The sequence below is a fragment of the Paracoccus sp. (in: a-proteobacteria) genome, from assembly GCF_030604785.1.
In the GTDB taxonomy this organism is placed as follows: domain Bacteria; phylum Pseudomonadota; class Alphaproteobacteria; order Rhodobacterales; family Rhodobacteraceae; genus Paracoccus.
In genome coordinates this window covers 28,753-47,227 of sequence record NZ_JAUVVF010000019.1, presented here as the reverse complement: position 1 = coordinate 47,227, position 18,475 = coordinate 28,753, and the positions used below count along the sequence as shown (strand labels likewise).

The following is an 18,475-nucleotide window of genomic DNA, read 5'->3' as shown; positions in this document are numbered from 1 at the left end:
AGTCGGATGGACCGTCGCGGGGCGCGGTTATTCGAGGCCGGCCTCGGATTGGTGGCGGCGATAGGCCTGGATCTCTTCCAGCACGAAATCGCGGAAGACCGCCACGCGGCGCGTCTGGCGCAATTCCTCGGGATAGGCTAGGAAGACCGGCACCTCGCCGGATTCGAGATCGGGAAAGACCCGGACCAGACGGTCATGGTCCGCCGTGAGGTAATCGGGCAGCACGCCGATGCCCAGATTGGCCAGCACCGCCTGAAGCACGCCGAAGTAATTGTTCACCGTCAGGGTCGAGCCGACATTCTGCGACAGAAGCTGCTGGACCAGACGCGCGCCCGCCGCGACCTGAGGCTGATCGGGCTTCTGGCTGATCAGCCGGTGCTGGGCCAGTTCGTCCAGAGTGGCGGGCATGCCGCGCGCGGCCAGATATTCCGGGCTGGCATAAAGACGCATCTGGATGTTCAACAGCCGGCGTCGGATCAGGTCGGACTGGCTGGGCTCCTTCATGCGGATGGCCACGTCGGCCTCGCGCATGGGCAGGTCCAGCACGCGCTCCTCGAGCATAAGATCGATGCGCAGATCGGGATACTTCTCGTAGAGCTTGACCAGACGCGGCGCCAGCCACAGCGTGCCGAAGCCGACCGTCGTCGTCACCTTCAGCTCGCCAAGGACGTTCTGTTCGCTGTCGCGGATGCGCGCGGCCGCGCCGTCCAGCTTGCGCGCCATGGCCGAGGTCGCCTCGAACAGCAGCTCTCCCTGCTCGGTCAGGATCAGGCCGCGCGCATGGCGGTGGAACAGGGTCGTGCCGATCGAATCTTCCAGCGCGCGGATCTGCCGGCTGACTGCCGATTGCGACAGATGCAGCACATCTCCCGCATGGGTCAGGCTGCCGGCATCGGCCACCGCGTGAAATATTCTTAGCTTGTCCCAATCCATGCGCGTTACAATCCCGTCATGCCTGCCATGCGTTCTTTGCAGGTCTTGCTTCTCACTGAAGTTGGAACCCCCTCGCGTCAAGTCAAGAATTTATGTCTTTGTCGGTCAGCGTTTCTGACCTATACTTACGGAAGAGGCATCAGGCATTGGAGGAGTGCAGGATGAGCAAGCAGGAATTTTCGCTAGCCGATCGTTTCGACCTGACCAAGGACCTGGTTCTGCTGAACGGCACGCAGGCTCTGGTGCGGCTGATGCTGATGCAGGCGGCACGCGACAAGGCGGCGGGGCTGAACACGGCGGGGCTGGTCACGGGCTATCGCGGCAGTCCGCTTGGCGGCGTCGATCTGGCCATGATGCGCGAAGGCAAGCGGCTGGCCGAGGCCGGGCTGCGCTTTCAGCCGGGCCTGAACGAGGATCTGGCCGCGACCGCGATCTGGGGCAGCCAACAGGCAGAACTGCGCGGCGAGGGGCGCCATGATGGCGTCTTTGCGCTGTGGTATGGCAAGGGGCCGGGCGTGGACCGCTCGGGCGACGTGATGCGCCATGCCAACATGGCTGGTTCGTCGCGTCATGGCGGGGTCGTCATGGCGATGGGCGACGATCATACGGGCGAAAGCTCGACCGTGCTGCACCAATCCGACTGGGCGATGGTGGATGCCTATATCCCCGTCCTGTCGCCGGCCGGCGTGCAGGAGATCCTGGATTTCGGGCTCTACGGTTTCGCGCTGTCGCGCTATGCGGGCGTCTGGACCGGGCTCAAGACCATGAAGGACACGGTCGAGGCGACGGCCGTGGTCAATGGCGACCCGCAGCGGATGCGCTTTGTCACCCCCGAGGATTTCGCCATGCCCGAGGGCGGGCTGAACATCCGCCTGGGCGACACGCCCGTCGCGCAAGAGGCGCGGATGATCGATTACAAGCGCCGCGCCGCCGAGGCATTCAGCCGCGCTAACCGTCTGGACCGCCGCGTCTGGGGCAAGCCGGGCGCGCGGATCGGCTTTGTCGCGGCGGGCAAGAACTGGCTGGATCTGGTCCATGCCCTGTCGCTGCTGGGCATCGACGAGGCCGAGGCCGAGCGTCTGGGCCTCACCACCTACAAGGTCGGGCAGACCTGGCCCATGGACATGAAGTCCATCCAGGAATGGTCTGAAAACCTTGAACTTATCGTCTGCGTCGAGGAGAAGCGGAAGCTGATCGAGGTGCAGCTGAAAGAGGCGATCTTCGACAATCGCCGCGGACGCCGCGTCCACGGCTGGCGTCACGACCGCACCGGCGAGGAACTGTTCCCGACCCGATATGCGCTGGACCCTGTGATGATCGCGCAGAAGATCGGCGCGATCCTTGTCGAGGAAGGTCGCGGAACCGAGGCGATCCGGGCGGGTCTCGCGCGGCTGGACGCCGTGCGCCGCGCCGACAATGCGCCCGAGATTGCGACCAGAACCCCTTGGTTCTGCTCGGGTTGTCCGCATAACAGCTCGACCCGCCTGCCCGAGGGAAGCCGCGCCTATGCCGGGATCGGCTGTCACTACATGGTGCAGTGGATGGGCCGCGACACCGAGGGCTTCACCCATATGGGCGGCGAGGGCGCGAACTGGATCGGAGAGGCGCCTTTCAGCACAAGAAACCATGTGTTCCAGAACCTTGGCGACGGAACCTACAACCATTCGGGGATATTGGCGATCCGGGCGGCTTTGGCTGCCGGGACGAACATCACCTACAAGATCCTCTATAATGACGCGGTGGCGATGACCGGCGGCCAGCCGAACGAGGGCGGGCTGTCTGCGCCCCAGATCGCGCGCGAACTCGTGGCGATGGGGGTCAACCCGCTGGTCGTCGTCTATGACGACAAGGAAGACATCGACCGGGCACAGTTCCCGCAGGGCCTGCGTTTCGAGGAACGCGCCCAGATGATGGCCGTCCAGCGCGAGCTGGAGGGCGCCAAGGGCGTCAGCGCGATCCTCTACATCCAGACCTGCGCCGCCGAAAAACGCCGCCGCCGCAAGAAGGGGCAGTTCCCAGACCCCGACCGCCGCGTCTGGATCAACCCCGAAGTCTGCGAGGGCTGCGGCGATTGCTCGGTCCAGTCGAATTGCGTCTCGGTCGTGCCGCTGGACACTGAGCTGGGCCGCAAGCGCCAGATCGACCAGTCCAGCTGCAACAAGGATTTCAGCTGCGTCAAGGGCTTCTGCCCCAGCTTTGTCTCCGTCAGGGGCGGCAAGCTGCGCCGGCCCAAGGCGGAGGCGCTGGACCTGCCGCCGCTGCCCGCCCCCGCGCTGCCTGCGATCAGCGGCACGCACAATATCGTCATCACCGGCGTGGGCGGCACGGGTGTTGTGACAATCGGCGCGGTGCTGGCGCAGGCGGCGCATATTGACGGCAAGGGTGCGGGGATGATGGAGATGGCGGGCCTTGCCCAGAAGGGTGGCGCGGTGCATATCCACCTGCGTCTGGCCAACCGGCCCGAAGATATCAGCGCCATCCGCGTGGCCACCGGCGAGGCTGACTGCGTCATCGGCGGCGATCTGGTCGTGACGGCGGGCGCCAAGACCGTCGGCCTGATGACCGAGGGGCGCACCGGCGCCGTGGTGAACGATCACGAGATCATCACCGGAGATTTCACCCGCAACCGCGATTTCCAGGTGCCGTCCGACCGGCTGAAACTGTCGCTCGAGGCGCGCCTGCGCGAGCGGGTGGCGTTCTTCGATGCCAGCGATCTGGCGCTGCGGATGCTTGGGGACTCGATCTATTCCAACATGCTGGTCCTGGGCGCGGCCTGGCAGCAGGGACTGATCCCGCTGACCGAAGCGGCGATCCTGAAGGCGATCGAGCTGAACGGCGCCAAGGTCGCCGCGAACCAGCGCGCCTTCCAGATCGGGCGTTGGGCGATGGCCTTTCCCGATCAGGCGCAGCGCCCGGCCGAGGTGGCGACCTTGCCCGTCGATCCGGTCGCCTACCGCGCCGAGCGGCTGGTCGCCTATCAGGGCAAGCGGCTGAAGCGGCGGTTCCTGAAGCTGGTCGATGCCGCCCCCGCGCCCCTGCGCGAGCCTGTGGCCAAGGCCTATTACAAGCTTCTGGCCTACAAGGACGAATACGAGGTCGCCCGCCTGCATCTGAGCACCGCCGACGCCGTCGCCCGCCAGTGGGAGGGCGATCTGCGCCTGTCCTTCCATCTGGCCCCTCCGATGCTGGGCGGCAAGGATGCCGAGGGGCGGCCGAAGAAGCGCGAATTCGGGCCCTGGATGCTGCGCGCCTTCCGCGTTCTGGCGGCCATGAAGGGGCTGCGCGGCACGCCTCTTGACCCGTTCGGCTACACGGCCGAGCGGCGGATGGAGCGCCGGATGATCCATGAATACGAGGCCGACATGGCCGAGATCTTCGCCCATGTGACCGAGGCGACGACGCCCGTCGCGCTGGAACTGGCGGAACTGCCCTTGTCGGTGCGCGGCTATGGTCCGGTCAAGGAGAAGGCCGCGCATGAGGCCTCGGCCCGGCGCGAGGCGCTGCTGGCGCAGTTCAGGGCAGGGGGGGCGCCGCTTCGTCAGGCCGCCGAATGATCCAGATCATTTGCAAAGCGCGCGTGGCGGCTTATGAAGGCGCCACGCGACAGCAAGGGGGCGGAACATGGCGGTGGGGGTTTTCGACAGCGGTCTGGGCGGGCTGACGGTCCATCAGGCCATCGCCGCGCGTCTGCCGGACCTGCCGCTGGTCTATCTGGGTGACAACGCCCATGCGCCCTATGGCGTGCGGACGGCGGACGACATCTTCGACCTGACCTGCCGCGGCGTCGAGCGTCTCTGGGCCGAGGGCTGCGATCTGGTGATCCTGGCCTGCAACACGGCCAGCGCCGCTGCCCTGAAGCGCATGCAGGAGACCTGGCTGCCCGAGGACAAGCGCGTTCTGGGCGTCTTCGTGCCGATGATCGAGGCCCTGACCGAGCGTCGTTGGGGCGACAATTCCCCCCCGCGTGAGGTTGCCGTCAAGCATGTGGCCCTGTTCGCCACGCCTGCGACGGTGGCCAGCCGCGCGTTCCAGCGCGAACTGGCCTTCCGCGCGGTGGGCGTCGATGTCGAGGCCCAGCCCTGCGCCGGGATCGTTGACGCGATCGAGCTGGGCGACGAGATCCTGGCCGAGGCGCTGGTCACCAGCCATGTCGAATCGCTGTTGCGCCGCATGCCCCATCCGCAGGCCGCCATTCTGGGCTGCACCCACTACCCGCTGATGGAAAACGCCTTTCAGCGCGCTCTTGGCGAAAACGTGACCGTTTACAGCCAGGCCGGGCTGGTGGCCGAGAGCCTGGCCGATTACCTTCAGCGCCGCCCCGAATTCCTGGGCGAGGGGCGCGAGAGCAAATATCTGACGACCGGCGACCCGGTGCGCGTGTCGGGCAAGGCCACGCAATTCATGCGCCGCCCGATCCGCTTCGAGGCGGCGTGACGGAACGGAGGGCCGCATGGCTGGCATGAAATCCCTGAAGAAACAGCGCCGTGTTCAGGTGATCTTCGCGGCGACCGCCGCGTTGATCATCGCGACGGGCCTGATCGGATACGGGTTCAGCGACGGCATCAATCTCTACCGCTCGCCCACCGAGGTCAGCGAGGCGCCGCCCGATCCGGACGAGTTCTTCCAGCTTGGCGGGCTGGTGGTCGAGGGTTCGATCGTCAACGGCACCGGCGTCGCCTTCGACTTCGTGCTGACCGATGGTGCGGTCGAGATCCCCGTCTCTTATGTCGGGCAGACGCCGCGCCCGGACCTCTTCGGCGAGGGGCAGGGCACCATCGCCAAGGGCTGGTATCGCGAGGGCCGCTTCGAGGCGCGCGAGATCCTGGCCAAGCATGATGAGACCTACATGCCCCGCGAGGTGATCGAGACCCTCAAGGCGACGGGCCACTACAAGGACCCCGAAAGCTGAGGCAACGCGCGCCGGGTTAAGAAAGGGTTAAGCCCTTCCCGGCAGCATCCCCCGATGCCGCGAGAACGCGCGGCGGGTTTCACGGGGATTGCCATGAAAAGCGTGGAAGACATCGCACGAGAGATTGTGCGGCGCGAGGGGGGCTTCGTCAACGATCCGGATGATCCGGGCGGGGCCACGAATTTCGGTGTCACCATCGGCACGATGCGCTCGCTCGGGATGGACCTGAACAGGGACGGCCGCATCGACGTGCAGGATGTGCGCGCGCTCACCCGCGCCCAGGCCGAGCAGATCTTTGTCGAACATTACTTCCGCCGCCCCAGGCTTGCCGAACTGCCGGTCGCCCTGCAGCCGAGCCTGTTCGACATGTATGTGAATGCGGGAACCAATGCGGTGAAGATCCTGCAGCGCCTGATCACCCGGATGGGCTTTGGCGCGACCGATGACGGGATCGTCGGTCCGCGCACCATCGCCGCCGCCCGCGCCGCCGCCGAGGCCGCGCCGAGCCATCTGGCGGATGCCTACGGGATCGCGCGGCGCAACTACTATTACGCGCTGGCCGACCAGCGCCCGGCCAGCCGCAAATTCGCGCGCACCAAGGCCGGGGGCAAGGGCGGCTGGATCACCCGCGCCGAGGAATTCATCGCGCCCCGCTATCACCTGACGGAAGCGCAGCACCGCGCGAGGGTTGCCGCATGGGCGTGATGGGTCGCATCCTGGGCGTCGCGCCCACCGTCACCGCCCTTGGCCACGCCGCCACCGGCATGGCCGAGATCTTCACCCAGAACGCCACCCGCCGGATGGAGCTGGACGAGGAAGCCCATGCCCGCGCGCTGACGCAGCACGGGCAGGAATTCCTGATCCAGCGCCAAGGACGTTTCGATGCCTTCGTGAACGGCCTGAACCGCCTGCCGCGTCCGCTGCTGGCGCTCGGCACGATGGGGCTGTTCATCTATGCGATGGTCGAGCCCGGAGGCTTTGGCCTGCGGATGCAGGGCCTGCAGATGGTGCCCGAGCCGCTCTGGTGGCTGTTGGGGGCGATCGTGGGCTTCTACTTCGGCGCGCGCGAGGCGCATTACCTGCGAAACCGTGTCTGGCCGGTCCGCCAACCCGACCCGGCCGAGCCGCCCGCCGGTGGCGTTCCGGCGCCGGATCAGGCGGTCGCGGGGCGTCCCGCGGACGATTTCGCCGACAATGCCGCCCTGCGGGACTGGGCGGCCACGCTGCGCCGTTAGGACGCAGCCCCGCGCCTCACTTCCGCGACAGGGCGACCATGGGAGGCCTTTCGCCCCCCTTGCCGGACGGTTATGCTGTCCGGCAATTACAGAGGTAGCCCCGATGATTGCTGAATTCGGCCACCTGGCCCTGATCCTGGCCTTCATGCTGTCGCTGTTCCAGATGACGGTGCCGATGGTCGGGGCGGCGAAAGGCTGGCACGGCTGGATGGACAGCGCCCGTCCCGCCGCCTTGGCGCAGCTGATGCTGATGCTGATCTCGTTCGGCGCGCTGACTGTGGCCTTCGTCACGTCCGATTTCTCGGTCAAGCTGGTCCATGACAATTCGCACACCTCGAAGCCGTTGATCTACAAGATCAGCGGCGTCTGGGGCAATCACGAGGGCAGCCTGCTGCTGTGGGTGCTGATCCTTGCGCTGTTCGGCGCGGCGGCGGCGGTGTTCGGGAACAACCTGCCGCCTACCTTGCGGGCGCGGGTCCTGGCGGTGCAGGCCTCGGTCACGGCGGCCTTCTACGGCTTCATCATCTTCACCTCGAACCCGTTCTGGCGGATGGGCAACCCGCCCTTTGACGGGCGCGACCTGAACCCGCTGCTGCAGGATCCGGGCCTCGCGTTTCACCCGCCGTTTCTCTACCTCGGCTATGTCGGCCTCTCGATGGCGTTCAGCTTTGCCGTCGCCGCCCTGATCGAGGGCCGCGTTGATGCGGCCTGGGCGCGGTGGGTGCGGCCCTGGACGCTGGCGGCCTGGGTCTTCCTGACCATCGGCATCGCGCTCGGGTCTTGGTGGGCCTATTACGAACTGGGCTGGGGCGGCTTCTGGTTCTGGGACCCGGTCGAGAATGCCAGCTTCATGCCCTGGCTGCTGGCCGCCGCGCTGCTTCACTCCGCCATCGTCGTCGAGAAGCGCGAGGCGCTGAAAAGCTGGACGATCCTTCTGGCGATCATGGCCTTCGGCTTTTCGCTGATCGGCACGTTCATCGTGCGGTCGGGGCTGATCACCTCGGTCCACAGCTTCGCCAACGATCCCGAGCGTGGCATCGTGATCCTTGCGATCCTGGTCTTCTTCGTGGGCGGTGCGCTGACGCTCTATGCCGTCCGGGCGCCGGTCATGACCGCCAAAGGCGTCTTCGCCCCCGTCTCACGAGAGGGGGCGCTGGTTCTGAACAACGTGCTGCTGGCAGTGTCGGCCTTCGTGGTCTTTGTCGGCACGATGTGGCCCTTGATTGCGGAAATGGTCTGGGGGCGCATCCTGTCGGTGGGGCCGCCCTTCTTCAATCAGGCCTTCACGCCCTTCATGGTGGTGCTGGCGCTGGTGCTGCCTCTCGGCTCGATCATGCCGTGGAAACGCGGCAGCCTCGGCCGCAGCCTGCGGCCGCTGCGCGGCGCGCTGGTGCTGACGGCGGCAGTGATGGCGCTGGTATTCGCGGTCTCGACCGGGCGCTCGGCGCTGGCGGTGATCGGGGCGGGCCTGGGCGCGTGGCTGGTCTTCGGCGCGATCGCCGAACTGGTCCACCGCACCGGCAATTCCGGCCTGTCGCGGCTGACGCGCCTGCCGCGCGCCGATTGGGGCAAGGCCGTGTCGCATGCGGGTCTGGGCATCACCTTCATCGCCATCGCCCTGATCACCGCCTGGCAGGTCGAGGATATCCGCGTCGCCCAGATCGACGAACCCTATCCGCTTGGCCCCTACGAGATCGTGCTGCGCTCGGTCGACCGCGTGGACGGGCCGAACTATATCTCGGCCATGGGCACGCTGGAGGTCACGCGCGACGGCCGCCCGGTCGCCACGCTGACCCCGGAAAAGCGCGTCTATACGGTGCAGAACATGCCGACGACCGAGGCCTCGATCGATTACGGCTTCTTCCGCGACGTCTATCTGGTCCTGGGCGACCAGCAGCCCGATGGCGGCTGGGCGGTGCGCGGCTATATCCGGCCCTTCGCCAACTGGATCTGGGGCGGATCGATCCTGATGGCGCTTGGCGGATTGATCAGCCTGACCGACCGCCGCTATCGGGTCGCGGCGGGGGCGGCGCGCGATGCGCGCGCCCGTGGCGCGGTGCCTGCCGAATGAGGCGCGCGGTCCTTCACGCGCTGGCCCTGGCGCTGGCCTTGGCGCTGTCGCCCGCCGCGCCCGTCATGGCGGTCCAGCCCGACGAGGTGCTGGAGGATGCCGGCCTGGAAAGCCGCGCCCGCGCGCTGTCGCAGAAGCTGCGCTGCCCGGTCTGCGCGGGCGAGAACATCGACGAATCGAACGCGCCGATCAGCCGCGACCTGCGCATTTACGTGCGCGAAAGGCTGGTCGCCGGCGACAGCGATACCGAGGTTCTGGACAACGTCGCGGACCGGTTCGGCGAATATGTCCTGTTCGAGCCGCGCGCCGAGGGGATCAACTGGCTGCTCTGGCTGTCGGCGCCGCTGATGGGGATGATCGCAATGATCGTTGCTTGGCGCTTTCTGGTCGGCCGCGCCCAGGCCCGACCCGAAGAGGATGCCCGCCTCTCCGAGGCCGAGCGTCGCCGCCTTGACGAGATCATGCGCGGCAACTGACGCGGGGTCGCGCTTTTCCCGGCGCCCGTTTCGCGCATGATCGCCCGACATGGCGAACGGAGGACCGCATGACCCAAGAGACCATCGCGCTGAGCCACGATGCGGGCGTGACCCGGCTGGTGCTGAACCGGCCGCAGGTGATGAACGCGCTGAACAGCGCCATGCGGGCCGAGATCACCGCCGCCCTGACCGACCTGCCCGAAGGCACGCGCTGCGTCGTGATGACCGGCGCGGGGCGGGGCTTCTGCTCGGGTCAGGATCTGACGGACGCCTCGGCGGCGCGCGATCTGGAAGCGACGCTGCGGCGCGAATACGAACCGATGCTGCACGCGGTCCGGGCCTGCCCGGTGCCGGTGATCGCGGCGGTGAACGGGGTTGCGGCGGGGGCGGGGGCCAATCTGGCGCTGGTCGCTGATGTGGTCATCGCCAGCGAAAGCGCCTCTTTCGTGCAGGCCTTCACGCGGATCGGGCTGGTTCCCGATGCGGGCGGCACTTGGATGATGCCGCGCCTGATCGGTCTGGCACGCGCGGCAGGGGCGATGCTTTTCGCCGAGACGATCACGGCCCGTCAGGCCGCCGATTGGGGCATGATCTGGGAATGCCTGCCGGATGCGGATTTCGAGGCCGGGGTGACGGCGCGGGCGCGGCATCTGGCCTCGGGGCCGACCGGTGCCTATCGCGCGATCCGCGAGGCGCTGGCGGCCTCGACCCAGAACGAGCTGTCGGCCCAGCTTGAGCTTGAGGCGCGGCTGCAGGGCCAGGCGGGCCGCAGCGCCGATTTCGTCGAGGGCGTGACCGCCTTTCTGGAAAAGCGGGCGCCGCGTTTTCAGGGCCGCTGATCAGGCGATCTGGACAAAGCGCGGCGCGTGGCCGCGATTGTCGAAGAACGGAACGCTGGCGGGCAGGGGCAGGGGCTCGTCCCACCGCGCCCGACCGGCCAGTTCGGCCAGTTCCGCCAGAACGACCTCGGTGATGAAGGGCAGGTCCAGCGACCGGGCTTCGGCCAGGGCGACCCAGTGCAGATGCGAAAGCTCGTCGCAGGCGGCGCTGAAATCGTCGGGATCGCCCGCGATGTCGGCGGCGTCGGCCACGAAGAAATGCGCGTCGAAGCGGCGCGGCCGGCCGGGCGGCGTGATCGCGCGGAAGAGATAGGTCAGGGCGCCCGCATCCGGCACCAGACCCGCCTCGGCAAACCCTGCGGGGCCGCCGCTGCCCGGTCGTCCGATCAGCAGCCCCGTTTCTTCGGCCAGTTCGCGCAGGGCGGCGGCGGCGATGGCGTCCGGTGCAGGTGTCCCCACGCGGGGTTCGGCCATCAGGCGCGCGCGATGCGCCTGGGGCAGCGGGCGGGCCAAGGGGATCGCCTCGTCGGCTTGGTCCACCGCGCCGCCGGGAAAGACGAATTTCGACGGCATGAAGACGGCGGCCCTGCCGCGCATCCCCATCAGCACATGCGCGCCTTGGGGGCCGCGCCGCAGGACCATGATGCTGGCCGCATCGCGGATCGGGGGATCGGCCTCGGTCATGGGACGGCGCGGCCGGGTTCGGCGCCGAACCCGTGCATCCGGCGCGCCCATTGCAGACCAACCATGCCGCCCTTGATCAGCGGCAGCATGGCCAGCGACAGGATGATCGCGCCCGCGCCGAAGGCCAGGATCATCGTCATCGCGCTCGGCCGCCACGCCATGTAGGACGCCAGCAGGATCGGCGCCCCGATATGCGAGACGATCAGGATGGTCAGATAGGCCGGGCCGTCATCGGCGCGCTGATGGTGCAGCGCCTCGTTGCAGGACGGGCAATGGTCCGCGACCTTCAGGAAGGCGCTGAACAGCCGCCCCTCGCCGCAGGCCGGGCAGCGGCCAAACGCGCCGCGACGCATCGCAAGCCCGGTCGGGCGGTCGCCCTCGGCCGCCCCCTGTGCGGCCATCGTCATTCCCTGTGCAGCCCGGTCAGCCATTCGATGCGTCCCCTGATGTCATGGCGCGAAGGTTAGGCGCTGCGTGGCGGCGATGTCAGCCCCGTCATGTCGCAGCCCCTCAGGCGGCGCGGGCGGGTTCGAAGACGACGATCCGGTTGCGCCCGCCTGCCTTGGCGGCCATCAGCGCGCGGTCGGCCCGTTCCAGCGTCTCGCGGGCAAGCTGCTCGGGCCAGGCGCTGCGGTCGCAGGGCATCGCCGTCACCACCCCGACCGAGACCGTCACCCGCGTCTGCCCGCCGCCCGACAGGCTGGGCAGGGGGATCGGCGTGTCCTGCATGTCCAGCCGCAGCCGCTCGGCCATCGTCTCGGCGGTCGCGCCGTTGCAGGGGCAGAGAACGGCCAGAAACTCCTCTCCGCCCATGCGCGCGGCCATCCCCTCGCCGCCGAGGGCGCGATTGATGCGCTGCGCCACCGCCGTCAGCACGGCATCGCCCGCCGCATGGCCGAAGCGATCGTTGATCGACTTGAAATGATCCAGATCCATCGCCAGAACCGAAAAGGGATGATCGCCGATGATCGCGTCGCGCGCGATCTCGGACAGGCGGGGCAGGGCGTAGCGGCGGTTGTAGAGGCCCGTCAGGGGATCGGTCATCGCCCAGACCATGTGGCGGCGCACCTCGGCGCGCTGGCGGTCTCCGCGCGATTTGCGCGCAAGCTGCATGCGCAGCGCCATGGCGGCGGCATCGATCTCGTCCGGGCCGGCCAGCGTGTCGGGCAGCACGTCGCCCGCCCCCAGATCCAGCGCGATCGCCGCCATCTCGCCCCGGTCGGGGGCGATGGCGATCACAAAGCCCGCATTGCGCGATCCTTGGCGCGAGCGCAGTTCCGACAGCAATTGCAGCCCGTCGCCGCGCTGTTCCAGATCGGCGCAGATCAGATACAGATCCGCCGGACGCCCCTGACGGACGCCGGACAGGGCCTCTTCGGGATTGCGGATGTCGAATCGCGCCTCGATCCGGTCGGAGAGCAATTGCCGCCAGCGCTGCGAGCGCGAAGGATTGTCGGTGACAAGCGCGATGCGCGGCAGGTGCGGGCCGTCGAAGGGCGCGGCGCCCTCGCTCATCCCGAGGCCGACCGGCAGGGCGGGTTCGCTGTCGCGCAGAAGGCCGCGCACGCGCGCCAGCAGCATCTGGTCGTTGATCTCGGGATCCAGCGCGGCGGCGGCGCCCGCCTGCAGCGCGGCCAGTCGCGTCTGGGTCGGCACCAGCATCAGGACCGGAACCGGGCCGCGGGGCCCCGTGACCGACAGCGTCTCGCACAGATGCAGCGCCTCGCCCTCGGGGAAGCCGTTGCCCAAAATCACCAGATCGGGGCGCATCTCGTCGACAAGCCCCGCGATCTGGTCGATCGCGGTGGCCGTGATCACGTCATAGCAGGCCGCCGACAGCCGCACCTTGAGGGTGATGCGTGTCGTCGCGACTCCGTCTGCGACCAGAATTCGTGCGGTCATCCTGTTGGCCTCGCCCGGCATGGCTTGTGACTGTCATTTTCCGGCGAAATCCTTAACAAAGTGTTTCCGGACGGACGCCTTGCCGGCGGCCTCACGAAAAATTGGAAAGATCATGGCGATTTCTGCATCCCAGGCCCGCGAGAGGGCGACCGCGCTGCTGCTGCACATCACCGAGCGCCCCGAGATCCTCTCGGCCTTCCTCGCCTCCAGCGGGCTGCAGCCGGGCGATCTGCGGGCGATGGCGCGGGACGGGTCGGCGCAGCTTGCGCTTCTTGATTTCCTCGCCGAGGAGGATGCGCGCCTTCTGGACGTCGCCCAAAGCGCGGGACTGACCCCCCAGCACATCATGGAGGCTCAGATCTGCCTGTCCGGCCCCGGAAGCCATGGCTGGACGGCGGACTAGAAGCAGCCTTGAGGCGACGCGCTCTTTGGCTTAGCAGGGCGGGATGCGTATTCTCTTTCTTGGCGATGTGATGGGCCGGTCCGGCCGCCGGGCGATCACCGATCGGCTGGCCGGTCTGCGGGCGCGGCTGAAGGCCGATCTGGTGGTGGTGAATGCCGAGAATGCCAGCGGCGGGCGCGGCGTGACGGCCGGTCACGCGCAACTTCTGCTGGAATCGGGTGCCGACTGCCTGACGCTTGGGGATCACGCCTTCGACCAGAAGGACATGATTGCCTTCATCGACCGCGAGCCGCGCATCGTGCGGCCCCTGAACCTGGCGCGCGAGGCGCCGGGACGCGGCCATACGATCATCAGCGATGCGCGCGGGCGCAAGGCGCTGATCGTGCAGGCGCTTGGACAGGTCTTCATGTCGCGGCCCTATGACGATCCGTTCTCGGCGCTGGACGGGGTGCTGCGCGCCCACCCGCCGGGCGGGATGGTGCAGGCGGCGCTGGTCGACATCCATGCCGAGGCCACCAGCGAGAAGATGGCCGTCGGCCATTTCTGCGACGGCCGCGCCAGCATCGTGGTCGGCACCCATACCCATGTGCCCACCGCCGACGCGCAGATCCTGCCGCGCGGCACGGCCTATCTGTCCGATGCGGGCATGTGCGGTGATTACGACAGCGTCATCGGCATGGACAAGGCCGAGCCGCTGCGCCGCTTCATCACCGGCATGGCGCGCGACCGCTTCACCCCGGCCGAGGGCGAGGCCACCCTGTCGGGCCTGCTGGTCGAGACCGATGATCGCGGCGGCCCGGCCCGCAGCATCCTGCCAATCCGCGAGGGCGGGCGCCTTGCCCCCAGCCTGCCGGCATAAAGACTTGCGCCTGCGATAACTGTGCTTGCGGCAGGCCGGTCACTTGGCGCAGGATGCCGCCGAATGGGCCGGCCCCTGCGCCGCGTCCGCAAGAACGGGTTGTGAATGTTCGGATTTGAATTGGCCGGAACCTCCGGTGCGCTGCTGACCATCGCCATCATCATCGCGATGCTCGTCCTCTTCATCCGGGAAACCTATCCGCCCGAAGTCACCGCCATCATCGGCGCTGTCGTGCTGCTGGGTCTGGGCATCCTGCAACCCTCTCAGATCGCCGGAGTCCTGTCGAATTCCGCGCCTTGGACCATTGCCTTTATGTTCATCATCGTGGGCGGGCTGGTCCGGACCGGCGCGCTGGACTGGATCGGCCAGCGTGCCGCCGCCCATGCGGGCGATCATCCCGTCATGACGCTGGCGCTGGTCTCGTGCGTGGTCTGCCTGATGTCGGCCTTCGTGAACAACACGCCGCTGGTCGTCGTGATGATGCCGATCTTCATGCAGCTTGCCAAGGAAATGGGCAAATCGCCCTCGAAGCTGCTGATCCCGCTGTCCTATCTGTCGATCCTCGGCGGCACGATGACGCTGATCGGCACCTCGACGAACCTGCTGGTGGACGGCGTGGCGCGCGCGCAGGGGATGCAGCATTTCTCGATCTTCGAGATCACGTGGGTCGGGCTGCCCATGGCCATCGTGGGCGTGCTCTACCTGATGATCTTCGCGCCCCGCCTGCTGCCCGACCGCGATTCCATGTCGCAGCTTCTGTCGGGCCGCAGCAAGATGAAGTTCTTCACCGAGGTCGCCATTCCTGAAGGGTCCAGCCTGATCGGCAAGGGGATCGACGAGGTGGACATCTTCAGCCGCGACAGCGCCCGGGTGATCGACGTTCTGCGCGGCGACGCCTCGCTCAGGCGCGACCTGGCGGGCGTCCGGCTGGAAGAGGGCGACCGCGTCGTCCTGCGCACCCCCATGTCCGAGGTTCTGGGCCTTCAGGCGCACAAGGAGTTGCGCATGGTGGATAAGCTCAGCTCGGTCCAGACCTCGACGGTGGAGGTGCTGATCACGCCGGGCTGCCGGATGGTCGGACGCAGCCTCGGCTCGATGCGCCTGCGCCGCCGCTACGGCGTCTATGTGCTGGCCGCGCATCGCAAGAACCAGAATATCGGCCGCCAGCTTGACGATCTGGTCGTGCGCGTGGGCGACACGCTGCTGCTGGAGGGGGCGCCCGCCGACATCCAGCGCCTGGCCGCCGACATGGACATGGTCGAGGTGAACGCGCCCTCGGACCGGGCCTATCGCCGCAAGCACGCGCCCATCGTGGTGGCGGTGCTGCTGGGTGTGGTGCTGCTTTCGGCGCTTGAGGTCGCGCCGATCCTGCTTCTGGCCTTCATCGGGGTGGGGGTCGTGCTGGGCACGCGCTGCATCGATGCCGACGAGGCCCTGTCCTTCGTCGATGGCCGTCTGATGGCGCTGATCTTTGCCATGCTGGCCGTGGGGGCGGGGCTGGAGAACAGCGGCGCCGTCACGCTGATCGTCGAGGGCGTCGCGCCCTGGCTGCAGACTCTGCCGCCCTGGGCGCTTGTGCTGGCGGTCTATCTGCTGGCCTCGATCCTGACCGAGACGGTGACGAACAACGCCGTCGCGGTGATCCTGACGCCGCTGGCGATCACGCTTGGCCATACGCTCGGCCTTGATCCGCGACCGCTGGTCGTGGCGGTGATGCTGGGCGCTTCGGCCAGTTTCGCCACCCCGATCGGCTATCAGACGAACACGCTGGTCTATGGCCCGGGCGGCTACCGCTTTGCCGACTTCCTGCGCGTGGGCGTGCCGCTGAACCTGATCATGGCGGTGGTCGCGGCGGTGCTGATCCCTGTCATCTGGCCGCTGACGCCCTGATCGGCTTGCATTTCGGTCAATGCTGCCATGCAGCATCGGCGGTTGTGATTCCACCTGCGACGCACGATCTAGGTCGCAGGGGAGGAAACGGCTTGTCACCTGCAAGGAGTTTCCGAAATGGCAACCATCACCACCAATGCCCGCGGGCAGGGTTTCTCGGCCTCGGTTCTTCTGGCGCCGCTTCGCGCTGTCGGCCGCTTCATGGTCATGCTGGCCGAAGCCAGCCCGCAGATGCGCGCGCTGAGCCGTCTCAGCGAGGTCTCTGACGAGGAACTGGCCGCCAAGGGCCTGACCCGCGACGGCGAGATCCGCCGCATCCTGGGCGGCACCGCCGCGCTCTGATCGCGCAGCATCCGCCAGCACGCATCCGCGGTCCGGTTCCGGGCCGCGTTTTGCGTTTCGGCCCTCAGAGCGGCCATACGGTCAGCAGCAGCGGCACCGATACGGCCAGCACGATCAGCTCGAGCGGCAGGCCCATCCGCCAGTAATCGGAAAAGCGGTAGTTTCCCGGCCCAAGGATCACGGTGTTGTTCTGGTGCCCGATCGGCGTCAGGAACGCGCAGGAGGCCGCGACCGCTACCCCCATCAGGAACGCATCGGGCTGGACCTGAAGCTGCTCGGCCAAGCGGATGCTGACCGGTGCCGCGATGATCGTCGTCGCATTGTTGTTCAGCACGTCCGACAGCATCATCGTGGCCCCCATCAGCAGGATCAGCGCCAGCCAAGCCGGATAGCCCTGCGTCAGCGTCGCCAGCCCCGAGGAGATCAGCGCGGTTCCCCCGGTCTGGTCCAGCGCCAGGCCAAGCGGGATCATCGCGCCCAGCAGCACGATGACCGGCCAGTCCACATGGTTGTAGAGCTCGTTCACCGACAGCACGCCCGACAGGACATAGGCCACGATCACGCAGCCAAGCGCGATCGGCATCGAGGTCCAGCCAAGGCTGGTCGCCAGCACCGCCAGCGCGAACAGCGCGATGGCCCGGCGCATGTGGCGTTCGCGGTTCACCGGCAGGATGCCGCCATCGATGCGAAGAAGGCCGGTCGCCTGCAGCAATTCCTCGGCCCGGCTGTCGGGGACCAGCATCAGCACCATGTCCCCCGATTCCAGCACCTGGCGTGGCAGCGCGTCGCGCAGCGCGACACCCCTGCGCCGCAGACCGATCAGCACGCTGTCATGGCGGTTCATCACGCCGAAGGATTGCACGCTGCGCCCGATCAGTTCCGAGGCGGCAGGCACGAGGCATTCGACCAGATGCTGTTCCTCGGCATCGGGGCGGGCGCGCGGCTCGCTGCGCCCGTCCGGAAAGGCCAGGTTCTGGGTCGAGCGGAACGCGTCCAGCGCCGCGGGGTCCGCGCGCAGGACCAGCGCGTCGCCATCCTCGATCTGCTGGTCGTCCAGCTTGCCCGGCACGTCCTGCCCGCGCCGCCGGATGGCGATGATGCGGACGCCCTGCTTCAGCGCCTCGGCCCGCGCATCGGCCAGCACGCGCCGGCCGTCAAGACTGGCCGGCGTGACGACCAGCGTGGCCAGATAGCGCCGCTGCGGCCCGTCCTGTCCCGGCCCCGTCTCGGCCAGACGCGCGGGCAGAAGCCGCCAGCCGATCAGCGCGATGAAGGCGATCCCCGCCGCCGCCACCGCGCCTCCCACCGGCAGGAAGTCGAACATCCGGTAGGGCTCGCCCAGGACATCCGCGCGAAAGCCGGACACGATCAGGTTGGGCGGTGTGCCGATCAGCGTCAGCATCCCGCCCAGGATCGTCGCAAAGGCCAGGGGCATCAGCGTCAGCCCCGCCGCGCGCTTGGCCTTGCGTGCGGCTTGCAGATCGACCGGCATCAGCATGGCCAGCGCCGCGATGTTGTTCATGAAGCCCGACAGGATGCCGCCCACCATGCCGAAGGTCAGGATGTGCCCTGTCGTTCCCCGCTCGCGCCCCGCGATCAGCCGCGTCAGCCGCGCCACCGCTCCGCTGCGCACCAGCCCGGCCGTGGCGATCAGCACCAGCGCCACGATCAGCGTGGTGGGGTTGCCGAAGCCGTCGAAGGCGCGCTCGGCCGGGACCACGCCCAGCAGCACCGCGGCCATCAGGCCGCCGAAGGCCACCAGATCATACCGCCAGCGGCCCCAGAACATCAGCACCATCATCACCGCCAGCAGCGTGAACAGCACCAGTTGCGGATAGGTCATCCTTGTCCCCCATGACCCGGTTTCGCCGGGCTTGCCGATGCTAACGTATCAACCGGTTTCGGGTTCGTCTTGCGGGCGCGCCTCGGGCT

The 18,475-nt window shown here is 67.9% G+C and carries 17 protein-coding genes; 12 read left to right on the top strand and 5 right to left on the bottom strand.

What is annotated here, in order from left to right:
• Positions 1-27 precede the first annotated feature (27 nt).
• On the bottom strand, positions 28-933 hold the full coding sequence (locus tag QAR72_RS08145; RefSeq protein WP_304616870.1) for a LysR family transcriptional regulator: 906 nt from the start codon (positions 931-933) through the stop codon (positions 28-30).
• 161 nt (positions 934-1,094) lie between these two features.
• Between QAR72_RS08145 and QAR72_RS08140 the strand changes: the two genes are divergently transcribed.
• The 8 genes from QAR72_RS08140 to QAR72_RS08105 all read left to right on the top strand — a co-directional run bounded on the left by QAR72_RS08140 (position 1,095) and on the right by QAR72_RS08105 (position 10,463).
• On the top strand, positions 1,095-4,487 hold the full coding sequence (locus tag QAR72_RS08140; protein WP_304616869.1) for an indolepyruvate ferredoxin oxidoreductase family protein: 3,393 nt from the start codon (positions 1,095-1,097) through the stop codon (positions 4,485-4,487).
• Between the two features lie 67 nt (positions 4,488-4,554).
• Complete coding sequence (locus tag QAR72_RS08135; RefSeq protein ID WP_304616868.1) at positions 4,555-5,367, top strand: glutamate racemase; 813 nt, start codon at positions 4,555-4,557, stop codon at positions 5,365-5,367.
• Positions 5,368-5,392: 25 nt separating this feature from the next.
• Complete coding sequence (ccmE, locus tag QAR72_RS08130) at positions 5,393-5,842, top strand: cytochrome c maturation protein CcmE (protein ID WP_304616884.1); 450 nt, start codon at positions 5,393-5,395, stop codon at positions 5,840-5,842.
• A gap of 93 nt (positions 5,843-5,935) precedes the next feature.
• Positions 5,936-6,547 carry a holin-associated N-acetylmuramidase gene (locus QAR72_RS08125; protein WP_304616867.1) on the top strand — a complete coding sequence of 204 codons (612 nt, stop codon included), beginning with the start codon at positions 5,936-5,938 and terminating at the stop codon, positions 6,545-6,547.
• Positions 6,538-7,077 (top strand): holin family protein, encoded by a 540-nt coding sequence (locus QAR72_RS08120; RefSeq protein WP_304616866.1) that lies wholly within the window; start codon positions 6,538-6,540, stop codon positions 7,075-7,077. The genes QAR72_RS08125 and QAR72_RS08120 overlap by 10 nt, the downstream gene beginning before the upstream one ends.
• A gap of 103 nt (positions 7,078-7,180) precedes the next feature.
• Positions 7,181-9,148, top strand: a complete 1,968-nt coding sequence (locus tag QAR72_RS08115) for a heme lyase CcmF/NrfE family subunit (RefSeq protein WP_304616865.1) — start codon at positions 7,181-7,183, stop codon at positions 9,146-9,148.
• Positions 9,145-9,624 carry a cytochrome c-type biogenesis protein gene (locus tag QAR72_RS08110; protein ID WP_304616864.1) on the top strand — a complete coding sequence of 160 codons (480 nt, stop codon included), beginning with the start codon at positions 9,145-9,147 and terminating at the stop codon, positions 9,622-9,624. Before QAR72_RS08115 ends, QAR72_RS08110 begins: the two co-directional genes overlap by 4 nt.
• Before the next feature lie 68 nt (positions 9,625-9,692).
• Positions 9,693-10,463, top strand: coding sequence for an enoyl-CoA hydratase-related protein (locus QAR72_RS08105; protein ID WP_304616863.1), 771 nt, complete (start codon positions 9,693-9,695; stop codon positions 10,461-10,463).
• Here the strand turns inward: QAR72_RS08105 and QAR72_RS08100 are convergent, their stop codons facing one another.
• From QAR72_RS08100 to QAR72_RS08090, 3 genes are all read right to left on the bottom strand, one after another.
• On the bottom strand, positions 10,464-11,147 hold the full coding sequence (locus tag QAR72_RS08100) for an NUDIX domain-containing protein (protein ID WP_304616862.1): 684 nt from the start codon (positions 11,145-11,147) through the stop codon (positions 10,464-10,466). It lies immediately after the preceding gene.
• Complete coding sequence (locus tag QAR72_RS08095; protein WP_304616861.1) at positions 11,144-11,578, bottom strand: DUF983 domain-containing protein; 435 nt, start codon at positions 11,576-11,578, stop codon at positions 11,144-11,146. The genes QAR72_RS08100 and QAR72_RS08095 overlap by 4 nt, the downstream gene beginning before the upstream one ends.
• A gap of 79 nt (positions 11,579-11,657) precedes the next feature.
• Positions 11,658-13,049, bottom strand: coding sequence for a diguanylate cyclase (locus QAR72_RS08090; protein ID WP_304616860.1), 1,392 nt, complete (start codon positions 13,047-13,049; stop codon positions 11,658-11,660).
• A gap of 112 nt (positions 13,050-13,161) precedes the next feature.
• Here QAR72_RS08090 and QAR72_RS08085 point away from each other — a divergent pair, with 112 nt between their 5' ends.
• The 4 genes from QAR72_RS08085 to QAR72_RS08070 all read left to right on the top strand — a co-directional run bounded on the left by QAR72_RS08085 (position 13,162) and on the right by QAR72_RS08070 (position 16,543).
• Positions 13,162-13,452 carry a DUF3572 family protein gene (locus QAR72_RS08085; protein WP_304616859.1) on the top strand — a complete coding sequence of 97 codons (291 nt, stop codon included), beginning with the start codon at positions 13,162-13,164 and terminating at the stop codon, positions 13,450-13,452.
• A gap of 43 nt (positions 13,453-13,495) precedes the next feature.
• Positions 13,496-14,311: a TIGR00282 family metallophosphoesterase gene (locus QAR72_RS08080; RefSeq protein WP_304616858.1), complete on the top strand. Its 816-nt coding sequence runs from the start codon at positions 13,496-13,498 to the stop codon at positions 14,309-14,311.
• A 105-nt stretch (positions 14,312-14,416) separates the two neighbouring features.
• Positions 14,417-16,201: an SLC13 family permease gene (locus tag QAR72_RS08075; protein ID WP_304616857.1), complete on the top strand. Its 1,785-nt coding sequence runs from the start codon at positions 14,417-14,419 to the stop codon at positions 16,199-16,201.
• 117 nt (positions 16,202-16,318) lie between these two features.
• Positions 16,319-16,543, top strand: a complete 225-nt coding sequence (locus QAR72_RS08070) for a DUF1127 domain-containing protein (RefSeq protein ID WP_304616856.1) — start codon at positions 16,319-16,321, stop codon at positions 16,541-16,543.
• A gap of 64 nt (positions 16,544-16,607) precedes the next feature.
• On the opposite strand, the gene QAR72_RS08065 is transcribed toward QAR72_RS08070, so the two are convergent.
• The gene (locus QAR72_RS08065) at positions 16,608-18,386 is read right to left on the bottom strand and encodes an SLC13 family permease (protein ID WP_304616855.1); all 1,779 of its coding nucleotides are present in this window, start codon (positions 18,384-18,386) and stop codon (positions 16,608-16,610) included.
• Positions 18,387-18,475: the final 89 nt, after the last annotated feature.